Origin of the sequence: Brasilonema sennae CENA114 (assembly GCF_006968745.1) — a bacterium.
GTDB classification, from domain to species: Bacteria; Cyanobacteriota; Cyanobacteriia; order Cyanobacteriales; family Nostocaceae; genus Brasilonema; species Brasilonema sennae.
This window is the reverse complement of the sequence record NZ_CP030118.1, coordinates 2,518,948-2,539,957: the sequence shown is the minus strand read 5'-3', so window position 1 is coordinate 2,539,957 and position 21,010 is coordinate 2,518,948. Positions and strand designations below refer to the sequence as shown.

Genomic DNA, 21,010 nt, shown 5'->3' with positions numbered 1-21,010 from the left:
TTAAGATTATTAAATTAATTAAGGTTGTACTCAAAGCCTGTCATTCTTATCTAATCAGTGTTCAAAAAAAATTTTGGGGTAGAGGTGCTAGACTTTTCATGTAGTGGTACTAGTATTTACAGAATGGGGTTCTAGCTTTCGTGTACTCAATATCAAAACTATATATAGAGCTTGCGATAGATAAGTTTTTTTCACTATTTTTAGTAAAATAAAACTTGTACTCAAAAATTGTATTGTTATGCTAAGAGAAAGTTGAGTATTATGAAAATAAATCAAAAATTTGCGATTTGTTGACTTTGTTCAAAGATAACAGAAGATTAAGAATTATCTTAAAATCATCTAAAATGAAGTAGAGTAACTTTTTTAATTTCAAGATAACTATTGATGCACTGATTGGCTACAGCTTAGTTTCTTGTGACCCACCACTAAAAGGTATCTATATTAGGAGTTTAGTATATGCGGATTGCTCGTGACATAACAGAACTGGTTGGAAGAACTCCTTTAGTTCAGCTAAACAAAATCCCTCAAGCTGAGGGGTGTATAGCCAGGATTGTTGTGAAGTTAGAAGGAATGAACCCAGCAGCTTCGGTAAAAGATCGCATTGCTGCAAGCATGATAAAGACGGCTGAGGACGAGGGACTCATTAAGCCAGGAAAAAGCATTCTGGTTGAGCCTACCTCTGGTAATACAGGAATTGGACTGGCGATGGTGGCGGCGGCGCGTGGCTACCGTTTGGTTTTGACAATGCCCGAAACAATGAGTTTGGAACGACGCGCCATGCTACGAGCATATGGTGCTTCTTTGGAATTGACACCCGGACTTGAAGGAATGCGAGGCGCTATTGCCAAAGCTGAACAAATCGTTGCTAGCACTCCCAATGCTTATATGTTGCAACAATTCCGCAACCCAGCTAACCCCAAAATACACAGAGAAACCACAGCAGAGGAGATTTGGGCAGATACCGATGGGGAAGTGGATATTGTGATTGCAGGTGTTGGTACTGGCGGAACAATAACTGGCGTTGCAGAAGTTCTCAAAGAGCGTAAACCCAGTTTTCAGGCGATCGCCGTAGAACCAGCTAACAGTCCCGTCCTTTCTGGAGGTAAACCAGGACCACATAAAATTCAAGGTATTGGTGCCGGATTTATCCCCGAAGTTCTCGACAAGAAGTTAGTCGATGAAGTGATAAGCGTTAGTGATGATCAGGCTATCGCCTATGGACGACGCTTAGCAACAGAAGAAGGTTTGTTATCTGGTATCTCCTCTGGTGCTGCTTTATATGCTGCAATCCAAGTCGCCAAACGCCCAGGAAACGCAGGTCGTTTAATTGTGATGATTCAGCCTTCCTTTGGCGAACGTTACCTCAGCACCCCAATGTTCCAAGATTTGGCGTTGCAGACTGTCCGATAAAGGGAGTTTCAAAAATACGGCAGATCCAATTAACAATTCAAAATTTTGAATTTTGCGGAAAGTGGGCGGTGTCGGTTTCCGTCCCGCCCAACTTTCCAAGACTAATTTTGCGGAAAGTTGCCAGGAGGAGCCAGTACTGCAGGAGGGTCTCCCTCCGTAGGTATCTGGTGAGACAGCGCTGCACACAGAAGTGCCTTGCGCGGGTTAAGCGCGTTGTGGCAACTAGCCCCGATAGGCGTAGCCGTGCCGTTAGGCATAGGGGGCGCTACGCAAACGGAGAGGGTCTCCCGACAGAGGCGACTGCGATCTATGCCTGCGGCACGCCATTCGGCTATCGCAGCGGAACCGGAGGTTCTCCCCGAAGGGCGTTGGTTTCCCGACAGAGCAAACTTTCCAAGACGAATTTTGAATTGTTAATGCTGATAGTTCTCAACAGCCTGGTTGACTAATTTCATAATATCAGGCGAAATTTCCGTCACTAAACGAATCGGAAACGATTTCGTAGAAATATGTTGGGCATACTCTGGTGTGAGAAAGATTTTATATTGGTTAGCTTCTGAAGTTGTTTGTGAAGCAAACGCCAAACTAATAGCTTTCATATATTTACGAATATCAGTAGCTTGCTTACCAACGACTTCAACATCACCAACACTAGAAGGCTGTTTTTTCTCCTCTCGTTGTGCGGTAGAAATAGGGTCTTTAATACTACTGTGGGTAGATCCTACAATACCAATAAGCCATTTCGGTGATGGTATTTTGTTAAAACCAATAACCTGTTCAGTTAAAGCTGGGGTGGTTTTATCTCCAGATGATGCTAGTATTAAAGTCGGAACTTGCACCTTTTCTAACCCAGTTTTAGCAAACATTAAAGAAGTTCTAGGGTTGAGAGCGATCGCCTGTTTAATGCGAGAGTCTCGCAGTTGATAGCGATTTTCCGGTAGACTTTGGGCAAAACACTGTAACCTCACATCTTGCACCTGGAAACATGGATGTCAGAACCGCAACTAAGTGCAAGAGGAATCAATCGCTCAATATGAAGTAAAAGAACAGACACAAGTATTTGCGGGAAGATAAATTCAAGTGCGATTTGTGAGCGATTCCCCCAGTCAGGTAAATCTGTAGTGTTGGTTGATAAATAAGCCCAGTGCGCCAAAATATAAGCAATGAGGGAAAGTAGCAACCAACGATACATACCAAGTAGAGTACCCTGACCCTTCGGGGAGAACCTCCGGTTCCGCTGCGATAGCCGAATGGCGTGCCGCAGGCATAGATCGCAGTCGCCTCTGTCGGGAAACGCTCTCCGTTTGCGTAGCGCCCCCTATGCCTAACGGCACGGCTACGCCTATCGGGGCTAGTTGCCACAACGCGCTTAACCCGCGCAAGGCACTTCTCTGTGCAGCGCTGACTCATCAAAGCGATGTAATCCAAACCGATGTTTTGCTGTTTTAAACCAACCCTCAATCTGCCCTTCGGGGAGAACCTCCGGTTCCGCTGCGCTAACGCCAGTCGCTTTATGCCGGGGAACCCCGAAATTGCCACAACGGGGGGAACCCCCGCAAGGCATTTCTCTCCGTCCACCGCGCTGGCGAACCACCTACGCTTTCCCCACCATTTAATATGGCTCGCGCTTTGAGGGGTCTAGTAGACAAAACGAAGCGTTTTTCGAGCTTGCCTTTATCCCGTTTAAGTTAGTACCAACAAACAGTAACGGTTAGCTTCAAACCAACTAAGCGTACTTGTTGTCCCTGTTTATGTAAAGTCTGCCGGGGGAAGCAACCCAAGCGGCGAGCTTTACGCAGATGCCTTAAAACCCTTCCATCAATTAACTTACGGTTAATGGCTACACCTGTAATTGCATGATATTTAAGCTTGCGTATACCGTGGAGGAATTCCACACTTCCAAAAGCTGTATCTGCTAAAATCATTACCTGAAAGTGTTCAGTTAAAGATTTGGGTAAACGCCTGACTAGCTTTAGCCCTAGCTGCGCGGGTGAGAGAGTACCCTTACCTCTCCAAACACGAAAACTCCAAGGTATGCGCCAGTTTGCAACAACTAAATAAACTACCACCAGATGTAGCCCGCGCTTACCGTTATAAACTGAGATTAAATCCTCAAAGTCTTTAAATTTACCACGTTTTTCCAGAGTCGTTAGGTCAATAATTACCTGTAAAAATGGTTTACGTCCTTTGCCACATTCAGAGAAAACCTTTAAAACCGTTTCCACTACGTGGTTACGAACTGTGCGAATCATGTCCCTTGTTGACCAAGGATTGATATTTAAAAACCGACTTAATGCACTCGGAGATTTAGTTTGACAGTGTTCGGGTTCATGTTGCCCTTGTGCTTCCAAAAATAATCCCAGCATTGCTTCTAGATTATCTTTTTGGTACGAAGTCGGCATCAACTCTTTGAGGGTGTAAACTAGCTTTTGGGCGTGGGCAAGCATTGTTCTTGCTTAAGAAAACGAAGTATATTTTAGGCCCTTTCTCTCATGTTTTGACCTACATTCGCAAACCTAACAATTTCCTAGTTGGCGTTAAGCTAGCTGCGCCTCCGGCAATCGCCCTCCGGGATGAAGCTTTCAGCTTCATCCCAGTATCTTGTTGTTTTTGAAGCTAACTATGTAGTAATGCGATTAATTTTTTTTCAATTAATCACTTTTATACACTTAATATTCACTATTCATCTACTGTGATATTTTGCGCTCTTTATTTGCCTTTTGCGGGTTTACCCGGTTAGGTGCAAGATGTGAGTAGAGCATCTTTATCCAGTTGCAGAACCTTAATTTGGAGGATTAGGCAATAAATAGCGAGGTTTGTGTATTTAAAGCTCTTGCTCTTATTCATAAGATGCATACATCAACCCAAAACACTCAAAGGATCGGGTAATGACTAATCACAGCCCAAAAATTGCACTAGTAAGTGGATCGAGCCGAGGACTGGGCAAAAGTACTGCCTTGAACCTTGCTAAAAAAGAGGTCGATGTTATTGTGACCTACCATAGCAATGCTGAAGAAGTTACAAAAGTCGTGGCCCAAATCGAATTAATCGGGGCAAAAGCCGTAGCATTGCAACTAGATACTGGAAATACCAAAACCTTCGATAAAGTGACCTTTGATGAAAAAAACATGTCGCCAAAGCTGTTAGGACAAGTCGGCGGTAGATGCGATCATTGCGCGTATATTGTATTTAAACCGCATTATTCCTCTCAAAACCCGCGATGCCCTTTGGGCGGGAACTGCGTGCCATCGCAAAGGGAGAGAAATCGAATAATTTCCCGAACAACTACAAGTTAGAGAATTTACACTGTACTATACGTTTTTTAAACAATAATCGGGCTTACAGGTATCCATCACAGAGCGAGCGCAGAACTTTTTGGTCTACTGTCATTACATCTGACATTTTTTTGTCATAAATGTCCAATAAACTATAAAAAAGGTTACCTAGTTTTAAATTTAGTTAAAAAATTCATAGTTAACGGTTTATTGTCCACTGTCAACCGTTAACAATTAACCCTCAACTTCTCAGTAGCTACCATCAACCATTATGGATATTTCTGGAGACCAAGCTTCAATCGTTGAAACCCAGTCAGACAGTTCTGCGCCCTCTGAAGCGCCTACTCGTTCTCGTAAACCCTGGTTCTGGAGTTTGCTGATCCTATTTCTGGCAACTGGTGGCATTATCCTTTGGCGAATACTCGCTCCTGGTGGCGCACCACGTCCCTCTGTTGCCCAACAGCAGAAAGCACCAACTCCAAAAGCGATTGAAACGATCGCCCTGGCAACTGGAAGTGCTACAAAAAGTGTACAGCTTTTAGGACAGGTGGAAGCCAGTCAGCAGTCAACACTCCGCGCTCAAACTAATGGGATTGTTGAGAAAATCTTGGTGCAATCGGGCGATCGCGTCAAGGCAGGAATGCCGATTGCTATCCTAGACGATTCCGATCAGCAATTAGCAATCTCCCAAGCACGGGCACAACTAGCTCAACAGCGTAGCAATTTGGCACGCTTAGAAGTAGGTACTCGTCCAGAAATTATTGCTCAACGTCAAGCAACAGTCACATCTGCCAAGGCGAGAGAATTGGAAGCACAAGATAACCTGAAGCGCACCAGCGATCTTGTTAAACAAGGTGCTCTGTCTCAAAGATTACTCGTGGAAGCTCAAACACAATTGGATAACATCCGGGGAGAACGGTTAGAAGCTGAAGCCCAGTTTGCTGAAGCCAAAGCTGGGCCGATTCGAGAAGAAATCGCCGCTCAACGGGCAAACGTAGAAGCAGCTAGAGCCACCCTAGCTCAAGCAGAACTGGCACAGCAGCGCACTCGCATTGTGGCATCCGAAGCGGGTGTGGTGCAGACTCGGCATATTAGTAACGGTGATTTGGTGCAAAGTTCTGGTCAAATTGTGACTTTAGTAGCAGGCGATCGCTTCGATATTTTTTTGGAGTTACCCGAAGAATTGAGCAGTCAAGTTAATCCCGGCATGACAATTGATCTCACGACTCGTGCCCTACCGCAATGGAAACAACGAGCCACCATCACCGCTGTCGTTCCCTCAGCAGATGCTGCTTCTCGTCGCCAGCGCGTCCGCGTCCAAATCAACAACCCGCCACCAGGTTTGTTACCGGGAATGGCGATCGCAGGTAATCTGAATATGCCCTCGAATCGGTCTAGCTTTGTTATATCACGCGATGCAGTAACAAGACGCCAAAATCAGTGGCTTGTCTTTACGGTTGCTGATGGCAAAGCTAGGCAAATTCAAGTAGAAATGGTTGCTGATATGGGTAAAAATGTTGCAATTTACCATCCCACCTTACGCGGCGGCCAACCCATTGTGCTGCGTGGCGGTGATGGGTTGCAAGATGGTGCGCCTGTGAAGACAGTTAGTGGTATTTGAGTGCTAGTCGCAGACTGGGAACGAGGTAATAGACTTCTTTGCAGAAGATGGGTCAAGGGGAAGGGTCAAAGGCAAAAATCTTCCTTTTTCCTTTCTCCTTTAACCGCTTCTAAAAATCTAGACAAAACTCCCCAAAAATGGATAAATCTGTACAAGACCCAACTCCACGGTATAAGTTCGCTCGATTAGAAGCGCTTTACAGCTTGGTTCCATTGCCCCGTGGCTTTGGTTCCTTGACCACTAATCCCCAGTTAGAGATACTGAAACGAATCTCAGTACGAGACTCAAAAAGTATTCAATTGTTGTTAGCGGCGCACAAGCCCCAGTACGAGCTTTTTAACCTTCACAGTTAATTAGGCGTATCTATCGGATGTGGATAAAGCCACTAATTAAATGATACCACAAACACTTGGACAATTCCGGGAGTAATTTCAGCGTTATTTCCAGATTTTCAGTTACAGTTTCTCACCCTTTCCTAACATTTTGCCAAAGACACTTTTAAGTCCTAACTCACAATTTTAATTATGAACTTTATTGAAACTGCTGTTCGTTGGCGACATGGCACCTTTGTGTTATTTTGCTTGGTAAGCATGTTTGGAGTGATCTCGTTACTGAGGTTGCCCTTGGAATTGCAACCAGGGGGCGATCGCCCGGAAATTACCATCACCACTCCTTATCCTGGAGCAGGACCTACGGAGGTAGAAGACCTGATTACACGCCCAATTGAAGAACAAATGGAAGAAGTGCTGGGCGTCCAGGAAATCAGCAGTACTTCTCGGACGGGACGCAGCAGTATCACGCTGGAATTTGCTCAGGATGCTAACGTCAGAGAGCGGATGGTGGATGTATTGAACCGCTTGCAGCAGGTGGAAAGCTTGCCCCCAGAAGCACAAGAGTCGAGTGTGGAACTCGTGGGTGGCAACAGTTCCCCAATGATGTGGATTCCGTTTGATACTAAGGAAGGATTTCAGCCGAATGCAGACCGCTATCGAGATTTAGCGGACGAAGTGGTGATTCCGCGCTTGCGGCGAATCGAGGGAGCTGGACAATTTCTCTTAGTGGGTGGACAAGAGCGGGAAGTGGAGGTAAAGGTCAATCCGCGAGCATTGTCCGATCGCAACCTTACCATTGGTGATGTGGTGCGGGTACTTCAGGAAAACAACCGCGATATCCGGGGTGGACCATTAATTTTAGGACGCCGAGAATATCGAGTCCGCACAGTCAGCCGATCGCAAGAACTATCGCAAATTGAAGGCTTTGTACTGCGGCGTGACCAATCGGGTACAGTTTACTTGCGAGATGTGGCACAGGTGCAAATGGGACGCAAACCGCAAGATAGTGCGTTGATGTTCAACGGCAAACCTGGGGTAGCAGTCGGTGTGATTCGTGAAATTGGGGCGAATGTGCCAGAGGTTGCTAAAGGCATCCGAGCGGAAATTGCCGCACTCCAAACTGAGTTCGATAGGCAAAACCAGGGGATTCTTTTTGTTTATAACTACGACGAAAGCCAGTACATCAATCAATCTGTAGCGTTTGTACAAGGCAACCTATTTAGTGGGGCGCTGTTAGCCACAATCGTCTTGATTTTGTTCCTCGGCTCCATGCGTACTGTGGCGGTGGTGGCAATTACAATCCCCACAACGCTGATTATGGTGTTCATTGTCATGTCTGCATTTGGACGAACATTGAATATCATCAGTTTGGCAGGACTGGCGTTTGCAGTGGGTATGGTCGTGGATAACGCGATCGTCGTGATTGAAAATGTCTTTACTCACATGCAGCAAGGCAAAAACCCGATCCGGGCAGCAATCGACGGTACACAGGAAGTCTGGGGCGCGATGCTCGGTTCTACCTTGACCAACGTAGTCGTGTTTGTGCCGCTGATAATGGTGACGGGTGAAGCAGGACAACTCTACGCTGATATGGCGATCGCTCTTTCTGCTTCTTCTCTGTTCTCGCTGTTTGCCGCATTGACCCTAGTACCAATGCTATCTGGACTGTTCCTCAAGCAATCAGAAGCAATGCAAATGATGGAGGGCGGTGAATATCGCGGCGGCAATTGGTTTGAGCGCTTAGTAGCAAAAACTTCGGCAATATTCCGTCATTTCCAAGGGAAACTCGAAAACTTTTTGGCATCTACCGTCAGCTGGTCACTCGGACGTAAGCGTGTTGGGCGCAGGTTAATCGTGCTGTCGATTCCCGTTGCTTTACTTGTTATCAGTATTTTTCTACTACCACCTGCGGATTATTTACCTGAAGGAAATCGCAACCAGGTCGTGTTGCGAGCGGAACCATTGCCGGGAACTAGTATACCAGAAGCGATTCGACAATCTGAACAGATTCAGAAATATTTGCGATCGCAACCAGAAGTTGATCGCATCATGTACGTTGATCGTCCTGGGGCATTGCGTGGCATTGCGACAATCCTCAAGTCAGAATTTGCCACCACTACCGGATTAGCTGAGATGGTGGATCGCTTGCGTGCCCAAAGCAGCAACTTTGCCGGATACCGCTTTATAGTACCAACGCGAGTTTCCATCTTCCGCGATCCAGGTAAGGAATTTGAAATAGATATTATAGGCGCAGATTTGAATCAAATCAGCGATTTGGAGCAGCAAATCACGGGCAAATTGCGGGGTATTCCTGAAGTGCAGAATGTGCGATCTAACTTTGTGATGGGAGCTGGCGAGTTACAAGTTATTCCCAACCGGGAACGCATCTCCGAAGTGGGTCTCTCGGAAGCAGAAGTTGGTTCAATGGTGGAAGCAGCATTAGGCGGTCGGGTTGCCTCCGATTACATTGATGGTAAAGAAGAACTAGATGTCTCAGTGGAACTGCAAAATACCGCTGTCGAAACGCCAGAACAATTGCGCCAATTGTCACTGTATGCGCGGGGACGACAAGTACAACTGGGTGATATTGCCGAAGTCAGTGAAACAACTGGAGCCGATACTATTAACCACGTCGATTTGGAGCGATCAATTAGCCTCACTGTTTCCCTTGCACCTACTGCCCCTCTGAGTACACTAGTAGAACGTACCGAAGAGGAAATTTTGGCTCCTCTGCGTGCCAATCTCCCAACAGGCTTTCGGCTGGAACTGTCGGGTTCAGCAGATCAGTTGGCAACAACCGTTGCTCAATTAGCTACTGCATTTACAATTTCGATTTTGATTACTTACTTGTTACTCGTAGCGTTGTATCGCTCATTCCTCTACCCAGTGGTGATTATGGCAACAGTGCCAATGGGTATGAGTGGCGCACTATTAAGTCTGGTAATTGCTAACCGAATTCCGGGAATGAATGTAGCACTAGATATGATTACAGCCTTAGGATTTGTGATTCTTACAGGTGTAGTCGTCAATAACGCCATTCTGCTGGTTGATCGCGCCTTGCAACTTCAAGAAGCAGGTGAAGATTATGATGCATCGTTATATAATGCGACAAGCGATCGCCTGCGTGCTATTTTCATGTCTGCTGGAACTAGTGTGTTGGGGATGTTACCGCTAGCAGTTTTACCAGGTCAAGGTTCAGAGTTATATCAAGGATTAGGCATTGTTCTGACTGGCGGTCTGGCATTTTCTACGATATTGACTCCCACTGTTGTCCCCGCACTTATGGGCTTGCTGCATGATCTGTCTGGACGTAAAAAACCGCGATCGTCAGTCCAAAAAGATAGGGACAAACTGGTTGACGTTAATACCTAAAAAACAAATGGCACGCTTGTAAAGCCGCCGCTCAGACTTTTCGCTGTATCCTAAGGTAGGTTAAAACCCCACCCGCAAGTGGTGTGGCTTGTTTCCCCTACACCCTACACCCCTTTATTTACCCCCTCTTCTGTCACTTTCCGGTTATTCTGAATAAAAGAATAAAAAAAGAAAACCCGCAAAGGTAAGTAGGGCAATGGATGTAGAATTACAAATCTTGAAACATTTGCCAATCTTATGCTCACCCAACAGTTGCCACCATAGATGAATATTGTGCAGAGCTTACTATTTTGGTTGATTTATCCCTGGATACATATTTTCCCTAATTCTAATTTATTGCTGGGATTCAATCAATTAATTAGTGCAATGAATCAATTTAAACCCTGTTATGCTTCTGGATAATTTCACGCACGTTACTACTTGCTAACTCCGGAAAGTGACAGAAGAGGGGTAAAAACCATAAGAAAGTGTTCTACAATGCCCAAAAGAAAATGATTGAATGAGGAAAATGACCAATTAATAAATAGCCAATACCCATTAGCCCAAAAACTAAAGACAGAAAAGTGATGAACTCTATTCGCTGCTTCATTTTGCCATAGATGACTGAGGCGATGGTGCAGAGCGCCCGCTTCGCGATCGCACTAAACAATGTACAAAAAGCGATCGCCATCCCACTTTAAGAAGGTACAAACTGCACCAAATTCTCTAGGAAAAAAGGCAGCTGAACTGGAATTAGATAAAAGGCAATTTGACTGAGTAATGAGCGAACCGGGAGTGATAATTTGAGAATTGTCAAGTTGCTTCTCTACGAGACGCGCAAGGGACGCTCCAATTCGTAATTACTAATGACGCTCCTCCGTCGTTAACGTAATTCGTCACATTGCTCAAGCGATGCGTAAACGTTCAATATCTGTGATCGGTGGCGCACCAAACAGACGGGAATATTCACGGCTGAACTGTGAGGCACTTTCATACCCCACCCGATAAGCAGCACTGGACGCATCGGAATCTTCAGTAAGCATCAGGCGACGCGCTTCTAATAGTCTTAACTGCTTTTGATATTGCAACGGACTCATTGAGGTCACTGCTTTGAAGTGGTAATGGAAAGAGGAAGCAGACATACTGGCGTGCCGAGCGAGATCCTCAACCCGCATCAGTTTTGTAAAATTAGCGTTAATGAGTTTGATGGCTTTAGCGATGCGCTGCATCGTACTGCCCGATGTGGCAATCTGTCGAACTGCTTCGCCTTGTTCACCCATGAGAAGGCGGTAATAGATTTCGCGGATAATCATCGGTGACAGGATCGGGATATCCTGTGGCGTATCCAAGAGCCGGGTTAGTCTGAGCGCGCAATCGAGCAACGGTGCATCAGCATTGCTGACGAATAAGCCTTTGACAGAGTTTTCTTTGTTACTAGCTATCGCCTTAGTCTCTGCGAGAATATCACACAGTTGGCGTAAGTCTAATTTCAGTTTGAAGGCTAAATAGGGCTTTTCTGGAGTCGCCTCGACAACAAACGCGCTCAGTGGCAGATCGACTGAGATCACCAGATATTGAGCCACACCATAAGGATAGGTTTCTTCCCCTAACAATACTGTTTTTTCGCCTTGAACGATAATGACCAAGAGAGGTTCGCAGACTTGATGTAGTGGTGTGGAGACAAAAGATTCTCGTCTAAGTGGTGTGGAGACAAAAGATTCTCGTCTAAATTCCAGCTTGTCGATCGCGGTTGGATGAGAACCATTCCCCTGACCATTGGTGTGCCGAGTGATTAATGCTGCTAATTTTTCACACTCATTGTCTAGTGCGCGGTGGTTAACGATCTCAATCGCCATGCTAGTTCTTCAACTCATTTGAGGATTGTCTCAATCAGCATAGCGCAACTTCATCAATTCATAAAATCTTGTTTGGAGGATTAGGCAATTCAAGGCGAGGTTTAGGCATTGAAAACCCTATGTATGGCTCATAGTATGAGCATAACTAGCTACAAAAGTTAAAGCTAATGGGGTAATGACTAACGGCTTGCCGCAAGGTAATACAATGCACAATAATAATTCTCGTCCAGCAATTAAGCGAATTGTTTCCCGTCGGTCTGCACTTGGGTTGTTAGGATTTGGTGCTGCTGCTGCCTTGACACCTACTCTTTCCAAGATGGCACAGGCACAGAATCAAACCCAAAATCAACCATCGTCACCTGCTCAAAACCAACCATCGCAGATCATCACCAAAGAGATCCCGCGCACAAAGGAGAAATTGCCTGCGATCGGTCTAGGAACATTTATGACCTTTGATGCTTTGTCTAATCAGCCCCGCGCGAGTCTTGGGCAAGTGATGCGCCGCTTTTGGGATGCAGGCGGACGGGTGGTTGATACCTCACCACTCTACGGCATGTCGGAGGTGAACGTGAGTGAATTTGCCAGAACCCTCGGCTTGACCAATGATCTGTTTGTTACTAACAAAACCTGGGCAACTGGCGAGTATCTGGGCGATCCCAGTCAGGCACAGCGCCAGTTTGAACAATCACTGAAGCGATTGTCGCGCGATCGCATTGATGTTATGCAGGTTCATAGTTTGGTGAATGTAGATGCGATTTTGCCCCTGCTAAAGGCATGGAAAAAAGAAGGTAAAATTCGCTTCGTGGGCGTTACCCACCACGATCCGTTGTATTTTGCTGCGCTTGAAAAGTGGATCGAGAACGGCGATCTGGACTTTGTTCAACTTCGCTACTCAATTCGTCAGCGTGAAGTCGAAGAAAGAATTCTCCCGGCGGCGGCGGCGCGAGGAACAGCAGTCTTAGCCAATATGCCCTTTGAGAAAGCCCGTCTTTTTGAATTGGTGAAGGGGCAATCACTACCCGATTTTGCCAGCGAGATTGGCTGTCAGAACTGGGCGCAGTTTTTTCTCAAGTATGTGATTTCTCACCCTGCTCTTACCTGTGCGATTCCCGCGACTACGAACCCAAATCATGTTGTTGAGAATATGGGGGCATTAAGAGGATCGCTACCAGATAAGTCAATGCGTACCCGGATGGTGAAACATATGGAAAGCCTTCCTGGTTTTGAGAAACTTCTCCAAACGCCCTGGTATCCTGGCAAGACGTTCAACGGGTTGGTTCGCCTGCCAAATCCACGTCCAATCGGTTGAGTCTGGTGCATTCAACTTAGCTTAAAAATATTCGAGTAATGGAGTCTGTATTATGCCATTTAGATATCTGCTTTCCCTGTCGATCCCGATCTTTGCGGTCATTACGCTATGGTCGCCCGTACTAAGTCAAGCGCAAAGCCAGCTACCGTATTGGACCGAAGCTGCACCGCCAACAATAGCTCGGCAAGAGCTTTATCCAGAAGTTTTGAACGGAAAAATTTACGTAGTCGGCGGTTTACTCAGCCCAAACACTGAGTTTTCAGATCATTTCGAGTCTTATGATCCTGTCAATGATGCGTGGACAGTATTGAGACCGCTACCTGAAGCACGCCATCACATTACGCTGTCGGCAGTCAATGGTTTGCTCTACGGTGTTGGCGGTTTCACAGGAGGATTTCCGGACTGGCGCGCACAGCCTACGATGTTTATATACAATCCTTCCTCTAATACTTGGACCAAAGGCACTGACCTGCCAGCGGCTCGCGCAGAGGGCGTATCCGCAGTAGTTGACGATAAAATATACCTGATTGGCGGACGCGTTCGAGCCACTGAGGACGCTCGGCTTTTCAATGACCACATCGACAGCGTGCGAAACGAAGTATTTGATCCGACGACGAGGCGTTGGTCAACCCGCGCCAATGCACCGACACCGCGAAATAGTGCAGCGTCAGCTGTAATTGATGAAAAAATCTACGTAGTTGGTGGTCGCAAGTTTATCAAGAATGCGGATGGCACTACGCGGTTTGTCAATGTGCCAAATCTTGAGGTTTACGATCCGAAGCTTGATCGTTGGGAGACGCTTGAGCCTATGCCTCAAGCTCAAGGTGGTCTTGCTGCAACCTCGCTGAACGGCAAGCTTTACGTTTTTGGCGGTGAACAGTGGGTTCCAGAGCAGAAAGTTTTCGCCGAAAGTTGGGTATACGACCCCAAAACCGATGTCTGGAAAGCATTGCCGCCCTTGCCCACCCCACGACATGGATTGGGAGCATCGGCTGTTGGTGATCGAATTTTTGTTTTTGGCGGGGGAACCCAAACAGGCGGAAATGCAGCTACTGCGATCCACGAAGTGCTAGTATTGCCCACCGAAAGTATAACTATAACGAAGAAACACAAGCCCAAGCGGCAACTAAAGAGTTTCAATCCCGACCGTATTTACACTTAACGCTAAACGGCGATCGCAGAAAGTCAAACCAAGGCACACAACCCCTAGTGGATGATATGCAGCAAGCACAGTTATGGCAGGTGTTACAAGAAAAAGCACCGGATAGAGGATTATGGAACGGAAGGAAGGTGGCAGATTGGTTAAGTGAGGTGACGGGTACTAATTACTGTACGTTCGCTCCTGCATTGAAGGGTGAGAGGAATTAATGCCTTGAAGGGAAAGGAATAAGGCGATCGCTGATGGTGCACCAAATTCCTCTAATCTGTAAGACATGTTGTGGAGAGGGGTGTGCGTATGGTGGTAAGCGAATAGGTAAAAATTAATTCTCTTACGAATCGATGTCCAAGGAAACAACCTGATTGTGCATGTACCGTGTAATACTTGGCGAAAACTTTTAAATTAACGGTGTATTGCACGCTACAAGGGAAAAAAGGTTTTTCCGTGTGTTACATGCAAGGAAATTGAATTCACTCAGAGGCGGTTACATGATCTCAGGCTCAGCCGTGTCATACATGGTAAAAAAGCGATATTCAGGTTAAACCTACGGTGTAATACACGGAAATGATGTTGAAACGGGACATTCAATCAGATGATTATGGTCAAAGAGGGCTTATTTTACAGCAATGAGAGGTAATTATGTCAAGCAATGCACCGAATCTAGCTGATAAAGGGACTCAGGCATTTTCATTAATGAAAGAATCTGTTTTTGAAGCTAACTATGTAGTAATGCGATTAATTTTTTTTCAATTAATCACTTTTATACACTTAATATTCACTATTCATCTACTGTGATATTTTGCGCTCTTTATTTGCCTTTTGCGGGTTTACCCGGTTAGGTGCAAGATGTGAGTAAATAAAATCCAGCAAAACCAACTTATGCACTTAGAGTTGATTTATAAAGTAAATCTTAAGTAGGGGAGGCAGATGCGCGCTTGTGGATGTTCCTCCCCACCGAACTTCAGATTGGCCCAAGCCGCCGCTCTGAGTTCTGGCTTTATTGCCGTTGCGTTACGGTTAGTGCCTAACGCACCATGTTATATAGCAATGCGTTAGGCGCTTTGAACATGTTTTTCGCTACAAATCTTACATAACAAAAGGGCTTTGGTGCCTTGGCGATCGTCGCAAAGGACACTGGAGAGTTCATAAAATGTTGCGGAATTATCTATGATCCGGAGCGAAGCGAGCCGGAGATCATCTATGGCTTCGGGCAACGTTGGTGGGGGGCAAGGCTACGCCAAGTTGTGCCAGCCATGCTTGCTTACGGTCTCAAGCAATGTGGGCTGAGGCGAGTACTCGCAACTATCGCGCCGGAGAACCTGGCATCTGTGCGTGTCGTGCAGGAAGCGGGGATGGTGTTTGACTGGGAGGAAATCGAAACGGATGGATATCCTAGCTTCGTGTACTTCATCGAGCCAAAAACCCCGGCTCCTGCCGTTCAGACATCTAGTCTGTGCACCTCAGTAATTACACCAAATATCTAGTATTAGGTACAATTGGGAAAAATGCATACTCATACCATGTTGTCCAAATAAAACTGCGAATCCATCGCTGACGCTTTTCAGTATTTAATTGATAGTCAAACGCTCCCAGTGACATATCAATAGAAGATAAGTGGGATTCACAACCACAACCGTGCTGATATGTCAAACCGTATTTAGAAGCAATACTTTGTATCTTCATCTGCACAGCGAATACTTTTCCAGCATGAAGGACAGCATCCCAACCGCGCTTATGTTCTGTATCACGGGGATCAAATCGTAAAGCCCGTTCTTCAAAAACAGTCTCTCGGTAAATAGGAGCAAGATGTACCAGGTAAAAGCTGGCGGGAAGTTCATAATCGAACTCATTAAACAGTTCCAGACAAATACGAGCAACCTTAACTTCGTTAGAGTACTCTACTCCCTTTGACTCAAATTCACGTAAAATTGCTTCAAAATTTGGATATCTCTCAACTTTAAAATCTTGCCCGTAGAACTCAAGTGTCTCCCGCGCCAACAATCCAAACAGCTCTTTAAAGCATGGCTTGAGGTGAGCAAGTTCCGGGCGTTCGTTGAATAAGTCAACATCTCCCTGCTGCAACTTGTATTGAAACAACTGCGCCATCTCAACATAAGTCTGTGGATTTGCCAGTCCGACACCAGCCTTTCCTTGTGCAATATCTTGCCATACTTTTGGCAGTTGAGAAATATGAACCGCATTTTCTCCAACGATGACTTCAACTTGAGGAGCATCGAGAATAAGCATACGCAGACTCCAGATTAATATCCGCAGTTGAGTTTACCGTAAGTGAGTAAGTTACTGTATGGTGGGTGACACCCATCAGTGACTTAGAGTCTATCAGTTGACTCTATGGCTGCTTGCTTATTCGGGAAACAGCAGGCGCAAAGGAACCATATCAGAAAGCGTGAAACCATGTCGCTGGTAGAAACGAATCGCTGAGGAGTTGAGGCGATCGCTTAGCAAAGTGATACGTGAACAACCAGATGCTTGTGCAAGCGCGATCGCCTCCTTCAAGAGAGTAGATCCAGCACCACCGCCACGCCAGTCTGGATGAACGATCATATCCTCCAGGATAGCAACACGTGTTCCAAGAGCCGTACTGATAGTGAACAGAAGGTTAACCATACCGATTACAGTCGAACCATCGTGGAGAACAAGGATACGTCCGACTTCTGGGTGTTCGATGATTTGGCGTAATCCCTGTGATTGCTTGGCGCTGTCTGGTTGAAAGTCTGCTTCCTGAGTAAACAAAATAGTCAGCAAATCACAAAGCTGCGGGATGTCATCTAATGTTGCTTCTCTAACGTGGGGCATTGTCATTATTTCAAATATAGCAGGGAACACTTCGACTACGCTCAGTGCAGTGCAGGGAACAGTCTTGAAAGTTTTGTGGTGTCAGTATTTTCTCATTAGTTCATGTCCTAATCTACCTGGCAATTGCTATATTTGCATAATTCAAAGGTACTAAGTAAAAGCTGGCGGGAAGTTCATTATAGTGGGCGTCACTTATCAGTGGCTTAGAGCTTACCCGATTCTACAGTGCATAAGTTCTATCAGCGGACAACTATATAAAAATAAAGCAGAAAGTGCCAGAATTTTCATGCGTAACTTGATTTTCAATTCAATCCGCCTGTTGGTAAAGTCAAAAAACACCGTTATCTGAGCTGTTAATTGAGACGTGATAGTTTTAGGAGACAAAAAGAATCATGATTCGTCATTTCTATGCTTTATTAGTTGGTATCGACAATTATCCCAATCCAAATCACTGTTTACAAGGCTGCGTTAATGACATTACAGCAATAGAAGAGTATATAAAAGAACGCTTTGATAAGCAAGAATACCAACTCCATTTACAAACGCTCAAAGATGAACAAGCAACCCGTAAGGGAATTATTGATGGCTTCCGTTCGCATTTGAATCAAGCTGGGCAAGATGATATAGTTCTCTTTTATTACAGTGGTCATGGTTCCCAGGAGTTAGCACCAAAAGAATTTTGGCAACTAGAACCAGACCATCTTGATGAGACTTTAGTCTGTTATGACAGTCGTACTGAAGGCGGTTGGGATTTGGCAGATAAAGAATTGGCAGCATTGATTGCAGAAGTAGCACAAAAGAACCCCCATCTGACCATTATTATGGACTGCTGCCACTCTGGTTCCGGCACAAGAGACCCAATGCAACAGACGAAGGAACGTCGTTTGCCTGCAGACAAGCGAGAACGCCCACTTGATAGTTTTATTTTTACGCTGGATGATTTGAATCGACTTTTAGGGACTCGTAAGGTAAAACCTGAAGATAACCCTACAGGCTGGAATATACCCAAAGGTCGTCATGTTCTTTTAGCAGCTTGTCGAGACTACGAAACAGCAAAAGAGTATAAAGGAAATGGTCAACACCGGGGTCGTTTCTCTTATTTTTTAATGGATACATTGTCCAAAGCGAACGGAAAGCTGACTTATCGAGATTTGTTTGGACGCACAAATGCCTTAGTACGCAGTGTGAATGGGGATCAGTCTCCTCAGTTGGAAGTGAATTATCCAGAGGATGACAACAAATTTTTCCTAGATGGAGCGATCGCCGAACTTGAACCTTACTTTATTGTTAAGAATGACAAAAGCTATGGTTGGGTGATTGAAGGCGGTGCTGTCCACGGAGTTCAACCACCACGAGACGGCGAAGCGACGTTACTTGCACTATTTCCCTTTGACGCCAATATCGACAATTTGCGTGATCCGTCAAAGTCTGTTGGTACAGCAAAAGTCACTCAGGTATTACCAACCAAGAGTAAGATAGATATCGAAGATGTGCAAACCCTGACTGCTGATCGCACTTTTAAGGCAGTTGTTACCAGTTTACCGCTACCCCCTTTAGGAGTATATTTTGAGGGAGATGAAGCGGGAGTCACTCAAGCTCGTGACGCACTCAAAATAGCTGGACCTAATAATAACCAACCCTCACCCTATATCCGCGAAGAGCAAGAACTTACCAAAGCCCAGTTTCGCCTGTTGTGTCGCAATGAGCAATATTTGATAGCCAGACCGACAGATGACCGACCTCTTGTAGAGCAAATTGATGGTTATACCCCAGAAAATGCAGAAAAGGCAATTAAACGCCTAGAACATATTGCCCGTTGGACAACAATTGCCCAACTCTCAAATACCGCAGCAACTCAGATTAAAGCTGGTGACGTGAAGATGGAACTCATCTTTAAGGATGATGTATCTCTATCAAAACAGATGCGTTTGCAGTACAAGTATAACGACGCTTATTGGCAACCACCTGAATTTAAACTCAAACTCACCAATAATAGTCAAAATCCACTTTACTTTGCCCTGGTCAATCTTTCAGACGATTTCGCTATTAGTGCCCCATTTTTTGAAGAAGTAGGTAGCGTCAGGCTGAAACCAGGAGAACAAGCTCTGGCTCTAGATGGACAAGACTTGATATTAGAAGTCCCAGACGAGTTATGGAAACAAGGAATTACCGAGTACAAAGACATTATAAAATTGATAGTTAGCAACGAAGAATTTGACGCCAAATTCCTAACTCAGGAGAAACTTGATGCTCCTCGACCACCTGCATCAAGAGATATCGATTCCTCAAATCAAAGTAGCCTTGATCGTTTGATGAATCGCACTCAAAATCGTAATATTCGCAAAAGTGCCGCAGTTAGGTTTGACGATTGGTACGCTGAGGAAATTACAATCACCACAGTCCGCCCCTTAGAATCTACCCCAGTTTCTCAGAAACAAGAACAACAATTAGACGCAGGCGTCAAATTACAGCCGCATAAGAGTTTAGTAGCGAATGCTCGCCTCACAACCACACCGCAAGTCAGCCGAGATTTGGGAAATAAAATTGTCCCTCCGATCCTGCGGGAAAACCCAGAAGTGACTCGACCTTTCCAATTTACGAAAAGCCGGGGTACTGACCCTGGATTAAGTGTACTGGAACTGACTGATGTTGCAGACCACAAAGTTGTCACCCCAGATGAACCTTTGAAATTATTAGTTGATGTTCCTCTAGCAGACAATGAATACCTTCTTCCTATCGGCTATGACGGTGAGTTTTATTTGCCCTTAGGTAACGGTACAACGAAAGACGGCAAAACAGAAATTACCCTAGAACAATTACCAGCACCAGTTAGTCAGGGAGAACGCAGCCTGAAAGGAGCTATTCGCATCTTCTTTGAAAAAGTTATCAGCCAGAATTTCGGGCGGAAATTTCAGTATCCCATTTTAGCTGTGGCTCTTGTGGGAGACGACAAAAAAGTAACTTATAAACGGGATGCGACTGATGTTCAGCAGCGAGTGGCGCAAGCAAAACGGATTGCCCTGTTCATCCACGGCATTATTGGCGATACTGAGAGTTTAGTGAACAACATTAAACAACCGGTATCGCAAGCGGATGGACAAAAGCATTCTATCAGTGAACTTTACGACGTAGTTCTCACCTTTGACTACGAAAACTTGAATACTTCAATTGAGCAAAATGCTCAATTTTTGAAACAGCGACTCATAGATGTGGGTTTGGGAGAAAATCACGGTAAAGAACTGCACATCATCGCTCACTCAATGGGTGGTTTGGTATCTCGTTGGTTTATTGAGCAAAAAGGAGGAAATAAAGTCGTCCAACACCTGTTTATGTTGGGTACACCAAATGCAGGTTCTCCTTGGTCAGTTGTGGAAGATTGGGTAAAACTCACTTTGGGTATCGCGCTTAACGGTCTTTCTACAGTTGCTTGGCCTGCAAAAGTCGTGGCTATGCTGATGGGCGCTTTAGAAAAAAATATTAGGATCGCTTTAGCCGAGATGAACCCTGCTTCTGATGTTATCAAATCTCTCGCCGCAAGTGACGATCCTGGCATTCCTTACTCAATTATCGCTGGCAATACCTCTATCATTCCGGCAGCATTAGAGCAACAATCAGCAAAAAAATCGAATGTACTAGAACGGCTACAAAAAAGTTTATTTAAGAAAGTTGTAGCTTTGCCTTTCTTTGGTGTACCAAATGATGTTGCAGTGACTGTGGATAGTATTACGAGTATTCCATTTGGAGGCAAGCGCTCGCCCTTTATTCAAGAAGTCGCTTGCGACCACATGAGTTACTTCGGTACTGAATTCACAGAAGTTGGTTTAGAGGCTTTGGTTGCAGCTCTTAGACAACACAAGTAAACAGCAAAAAGGCAAAAGTA

The 21,010-nt window shown here is 45.3% G+C and carries 14 protein-coding genes and 3 pseudogenes; 10 read left to right on the top strand and 7 right to left on the bottom strand.

Annotated features, from left to right (window positions below):
• Positions 1-456 precede the first annotated feature (456 nt).
• Positions 457-1,410, top strand: coding sequence for a cysteine synthase A (gene cysK, locus DP114_RS10855; protein ID WP_169264941.1), 954 nt, complete (start codon positions 457-459; stop codon positions 1,408-1,410).
• Between the two features lie 413 nt (positions 1,411-1,823).
• Here cysK and DP114_RS10850 read toward each other — a convergent pair whose 3' ends face one another.
• From DP114_RS10850 to DP114_RS10840, 3 genes and pseudogenes are all read right to left on the bottom strand, one after another.
• Positions 1,824-2,378 (bottom strand): alpha/beta hydrolase family protein, encoded by a 555-nt coding sequence (locus tag DP114_RS10850; RefSeq protein WP_169264940.1) that lies wholly within the window; start codon positions 2,376-2,378, stop codon positions 1,824-1,826.
• A gap of 401 nt (positions 2,379-2,779) precedes the next feature.
• On the bottom strand, positions 2,780-3,004 hold the full coding sequence (locus tag DP114_RS10845; protein ID WP_169264939.1) for a hypothetical protein: 225 nt from the start codon (positions 3,002-3,004) through the stop codon (positions 2,780-2,782).
• A pseudogene (locus DP114_RS10840) lies at positions 3,001-3,857 on the bottom strand (IS701 family transposase); the annotation flags it as partial. The gene DP114_RS10845 and the pseudogene DP114_RS10840, both read right to left, overlap by 4 nt.
• 441 nt (positions 3,858-4,298) lie before the next feature.
• On the opposite strand from DP114_RS10840, the gene DP114_RS10835 reads away from it, so the two are divergent.
• The 4 genes from DP114_RS10835 to DP114_RS10820 all read left to right on the top strand — a co-directional run bounded on the left by DP114_RS10835 (position 4,299) and on the right by DP114_RS10820 (position 10,010).
• Positions 4,299-4,706 (top strand): SDR family NAD(P)-dependent oxidoreductase, encoded by a 408-nt coding sequence (locus tag DP114_RS10835; RefSeq protein ID WP_169264937.1) that lies wholly within the window; start codon positions 4,299-4,301, stop codon positions 4,704-4,706.
• A 250-nt stretch (positions 4,707-4,956) separates the two neighbouring features.
• Positions 4,957-6,306, top strand: coding sequence for an efflux RND transporter periplasmic adaptor subunit (locus DP114_RS10830; protein ID WP_169264936.1), 1,350 nt, complete (start codon positions 4,957-4,959; stop codon positions 6,304-6,306).
• Positions 6,307-6,443: 137 nt separating this feature from the next.
• Entirely contained in the window at positions 6,444-6,659 is a 216-nt protein-coding gene (locus DP114_RS10825; protein ID WP_172195191.1) for a hypothetical protein, read from the top strand.
• Positions 6,660-6,830: 171 nt separating this feature from the next.
• Positions 6,831-10,010, top strand: coding sequence for an efflux RND transporter permease subunit (locus tag DP114_RS10820; protein WP_169264935.1), 3,180 nt, complete (start codon positions 6,831-6,833; stop codon positions 10,008-10,010).
• Positions 10,011-10,482: 472 nt separating this feature from the next.
• Here DP114_RS10820 and DP114_RS34365 read toward each other — a convergent pair whose 3' ends face one another.
• Positions 10,483-10,680: a hypothetical protein gene (locus DP114_RS34365; RefSeq protein WP_211178422.1), complete on the bottom strand. Its 198-nt coding sequence runs from the start codon at positions 10,678-10,680 to the stop codon at positions 10,483-10,485.
• Between the two features lie 214 nt (positions 10,681-10,894).
• Positions 10,895-11,845: an AraC family transcriptional regulator gene (locus tag DP114_RS10810; protein WP_169264934.1), complete on the bottom strand. Its 951-nt coding sequence runs from the start codon at positions 11,843-11,845 to the stop codon at positions 10,895-10,897.
• Between the two features lie 175 nt (positions 11,846-12,020).
• Between DP114_RS10810 and DP114_RS10805 the strand changes: the two genes are divergently transcribed.
• The 4 genes and pseudogenes from DP114_RS10805 to DP114_RS10790 form a co-directional block, all read left to right on the top strand.
• Positions 12,021-13,154: an aldo/keto reductase gene (locus tag DP114_RS10805; RefSeq protein ID WP_169264933.1), complete on the top strand. Its 1,134-nt coding sequence runs from the start codon at positions 12,021-12,023 to the stop codon at positions 13,152-13,154.
• A 52-nt stretch (positions 13,155-13,206) separates the two neighbouring features.
• Positions 13,207-14,316 carry a Kelch repeat-containing protein gene (locus tag DP114_RS10800; RefSeq protein ID WP_169264932.1) on the top strand — a complete coding sequence of 370 codons (1,110 nt, stop codon included), beginning with the start codon at positions 13,207-13,209 and terminating at the stop codon, positions 14,314-14,316.
• An 8-nt stretch (positions 14,317-14,324) separates the two neighbouring features.
• A pseudogene (locus tag DP114_RS10795) lies at positions 14,325-14,474 on the top strand (IS630 family transposase); the annotation flags it as partial.
• Positions 14,475-15,422: 948 nt separating this feature from the next.
• A pseudogene (locus DP114_RS10790) lies at positions 15,423-15,797 on the top strand (GNAT family N-acetyltransferase); the annotation flags it as partial.
• Here the strand turns inward: DP114_RS10790 and DP114_RS10785 are convergent.
• Together DP114_RS10785 and DP114_RS10780 are read right to left on the bottom strand one after the other, a co-directional pair.
• Positions 15,781-16,560 carry a hypothetical protein gene (locus DP114_RS10785; protein ID WP_171976078.1) on the bottom strand — a complete coding sequence of 260 codons (780 nt, stop codon included), beginning with the start codon at positions 16,558-16,560 and terminating at the stop codon, positions 15,781-15,783. The pseudogene DP114_RS10790 and the gene DP114_RS10785 sit on opposite strands and share 17 nt — an antisense overlap.
• Positions 16,561-16,677: 117 nt before the next feature.
• On the bottom strand, positions 16,678-17,130 hold the full coding sequence (locus DP114_RS10780) for a GNAT family N-acetyltransferase (protein WP_171976077.1): 453 nt from the start codon (positions 17,128-17,130) through the stop codon (positions 16,678-16,680).
• A 392-nt stretch (positions 17,131-17,522) separates the two neighbouring features.
• On the opposite strand from DP114_RS10780, the gene DP114_RS10775 reads away from it, so the two are divergent.
• A complete protein-coding gene (locus tag DP114_RS10775) occupies positions 17,523-20,990 on the top strand; it encodes a caspase family protein (protein WP_171976076.1) in 3,468 nt (1,155 codons plus the stop codon).
• The last annotated feature ends 20 nt before the right edge of the window (positions 20,991-21,010 follow it).

Coding starts and splice junctions, on each gene's coding strand:
- DP114_RS10785 (WP_171976078.1), bottom strand. CDS start 16,560: ATGCTTATTCTCGATGCTCCTCAAGTTGAAGTCATCGTTGGAGAAAAT.
- DP114_RS10825 (WP_172195191.1), top strand. CDS start 6,444: ATGGATAAATCTGTACAAGACCCAACTCCACGGTATAAGTTCGCTCGA.
- DP114_RS10830 (WP_169264936.1), top strand. CDS start 4,957: ATGGATATTTCTGGAGACCAAGCTTCAATCGTTGAAACCCAGTCAGAC.
- DP114_RS10805 (WP_169264933.1), top strand. CDS start 12,021: ATGACTAACGGCTTGCCGCAAGGTAATACAATGCACAATAATAATTCT.
- DP114_RS10810 (WP_169264934.1), bottom strand. CDS start 11,845: ATGGCGATTGAGATCGTTAACCACCGCGCACTAGACAATGAGTGTGAA.
- DP114_RS10800 (WP_169264932.1), top strand. CDS start 13,207: ATGCCATTTAGATATCTGCTTTCCCTGTCGATCCCGATCTTTGCGGTC.
- DP114_RS10820 (WP_169264935.1), top strand. CDS start 6,831: ATGAACTTTATTGAAACTGCTGTTCGTTGGCGACATGGCACCTTTGTG.
- DP114_RS34365 (WP_211178422.1), bottom strand. CDS start 10,680: ATGGCGATCGCTTTTTGTACATTGTTTAGTGCGATCGCGAAGCGGGCG.
- DP114_RS10835 (WP_169264937.1), top strand. CDS start 4,299: ATGACTAATCACAGCCCAAAAATTGCACTAGTAAGTGGATCGAGCCGA.
- DP114_RS10780 (WP_171976077.1), bottom strand. CDS start 17,130: ATGCCCCACGTTAGAGAAGCAACATTAGATGACATCCCGCAGCTTTGT.
- cysK (WP_169264941.1), top strand. CDS start 457: ATGCGGATTGCTCGTGACATAACAGAACTGGTTGGAAGAACTCCTTTA.
- DP114_RS10775 (WP_171976076.1), top strand. CDS start 17,523: ATGATTCGTCATTTCTATGCTTTATTAGTTGGTATCGACAATTATCCC.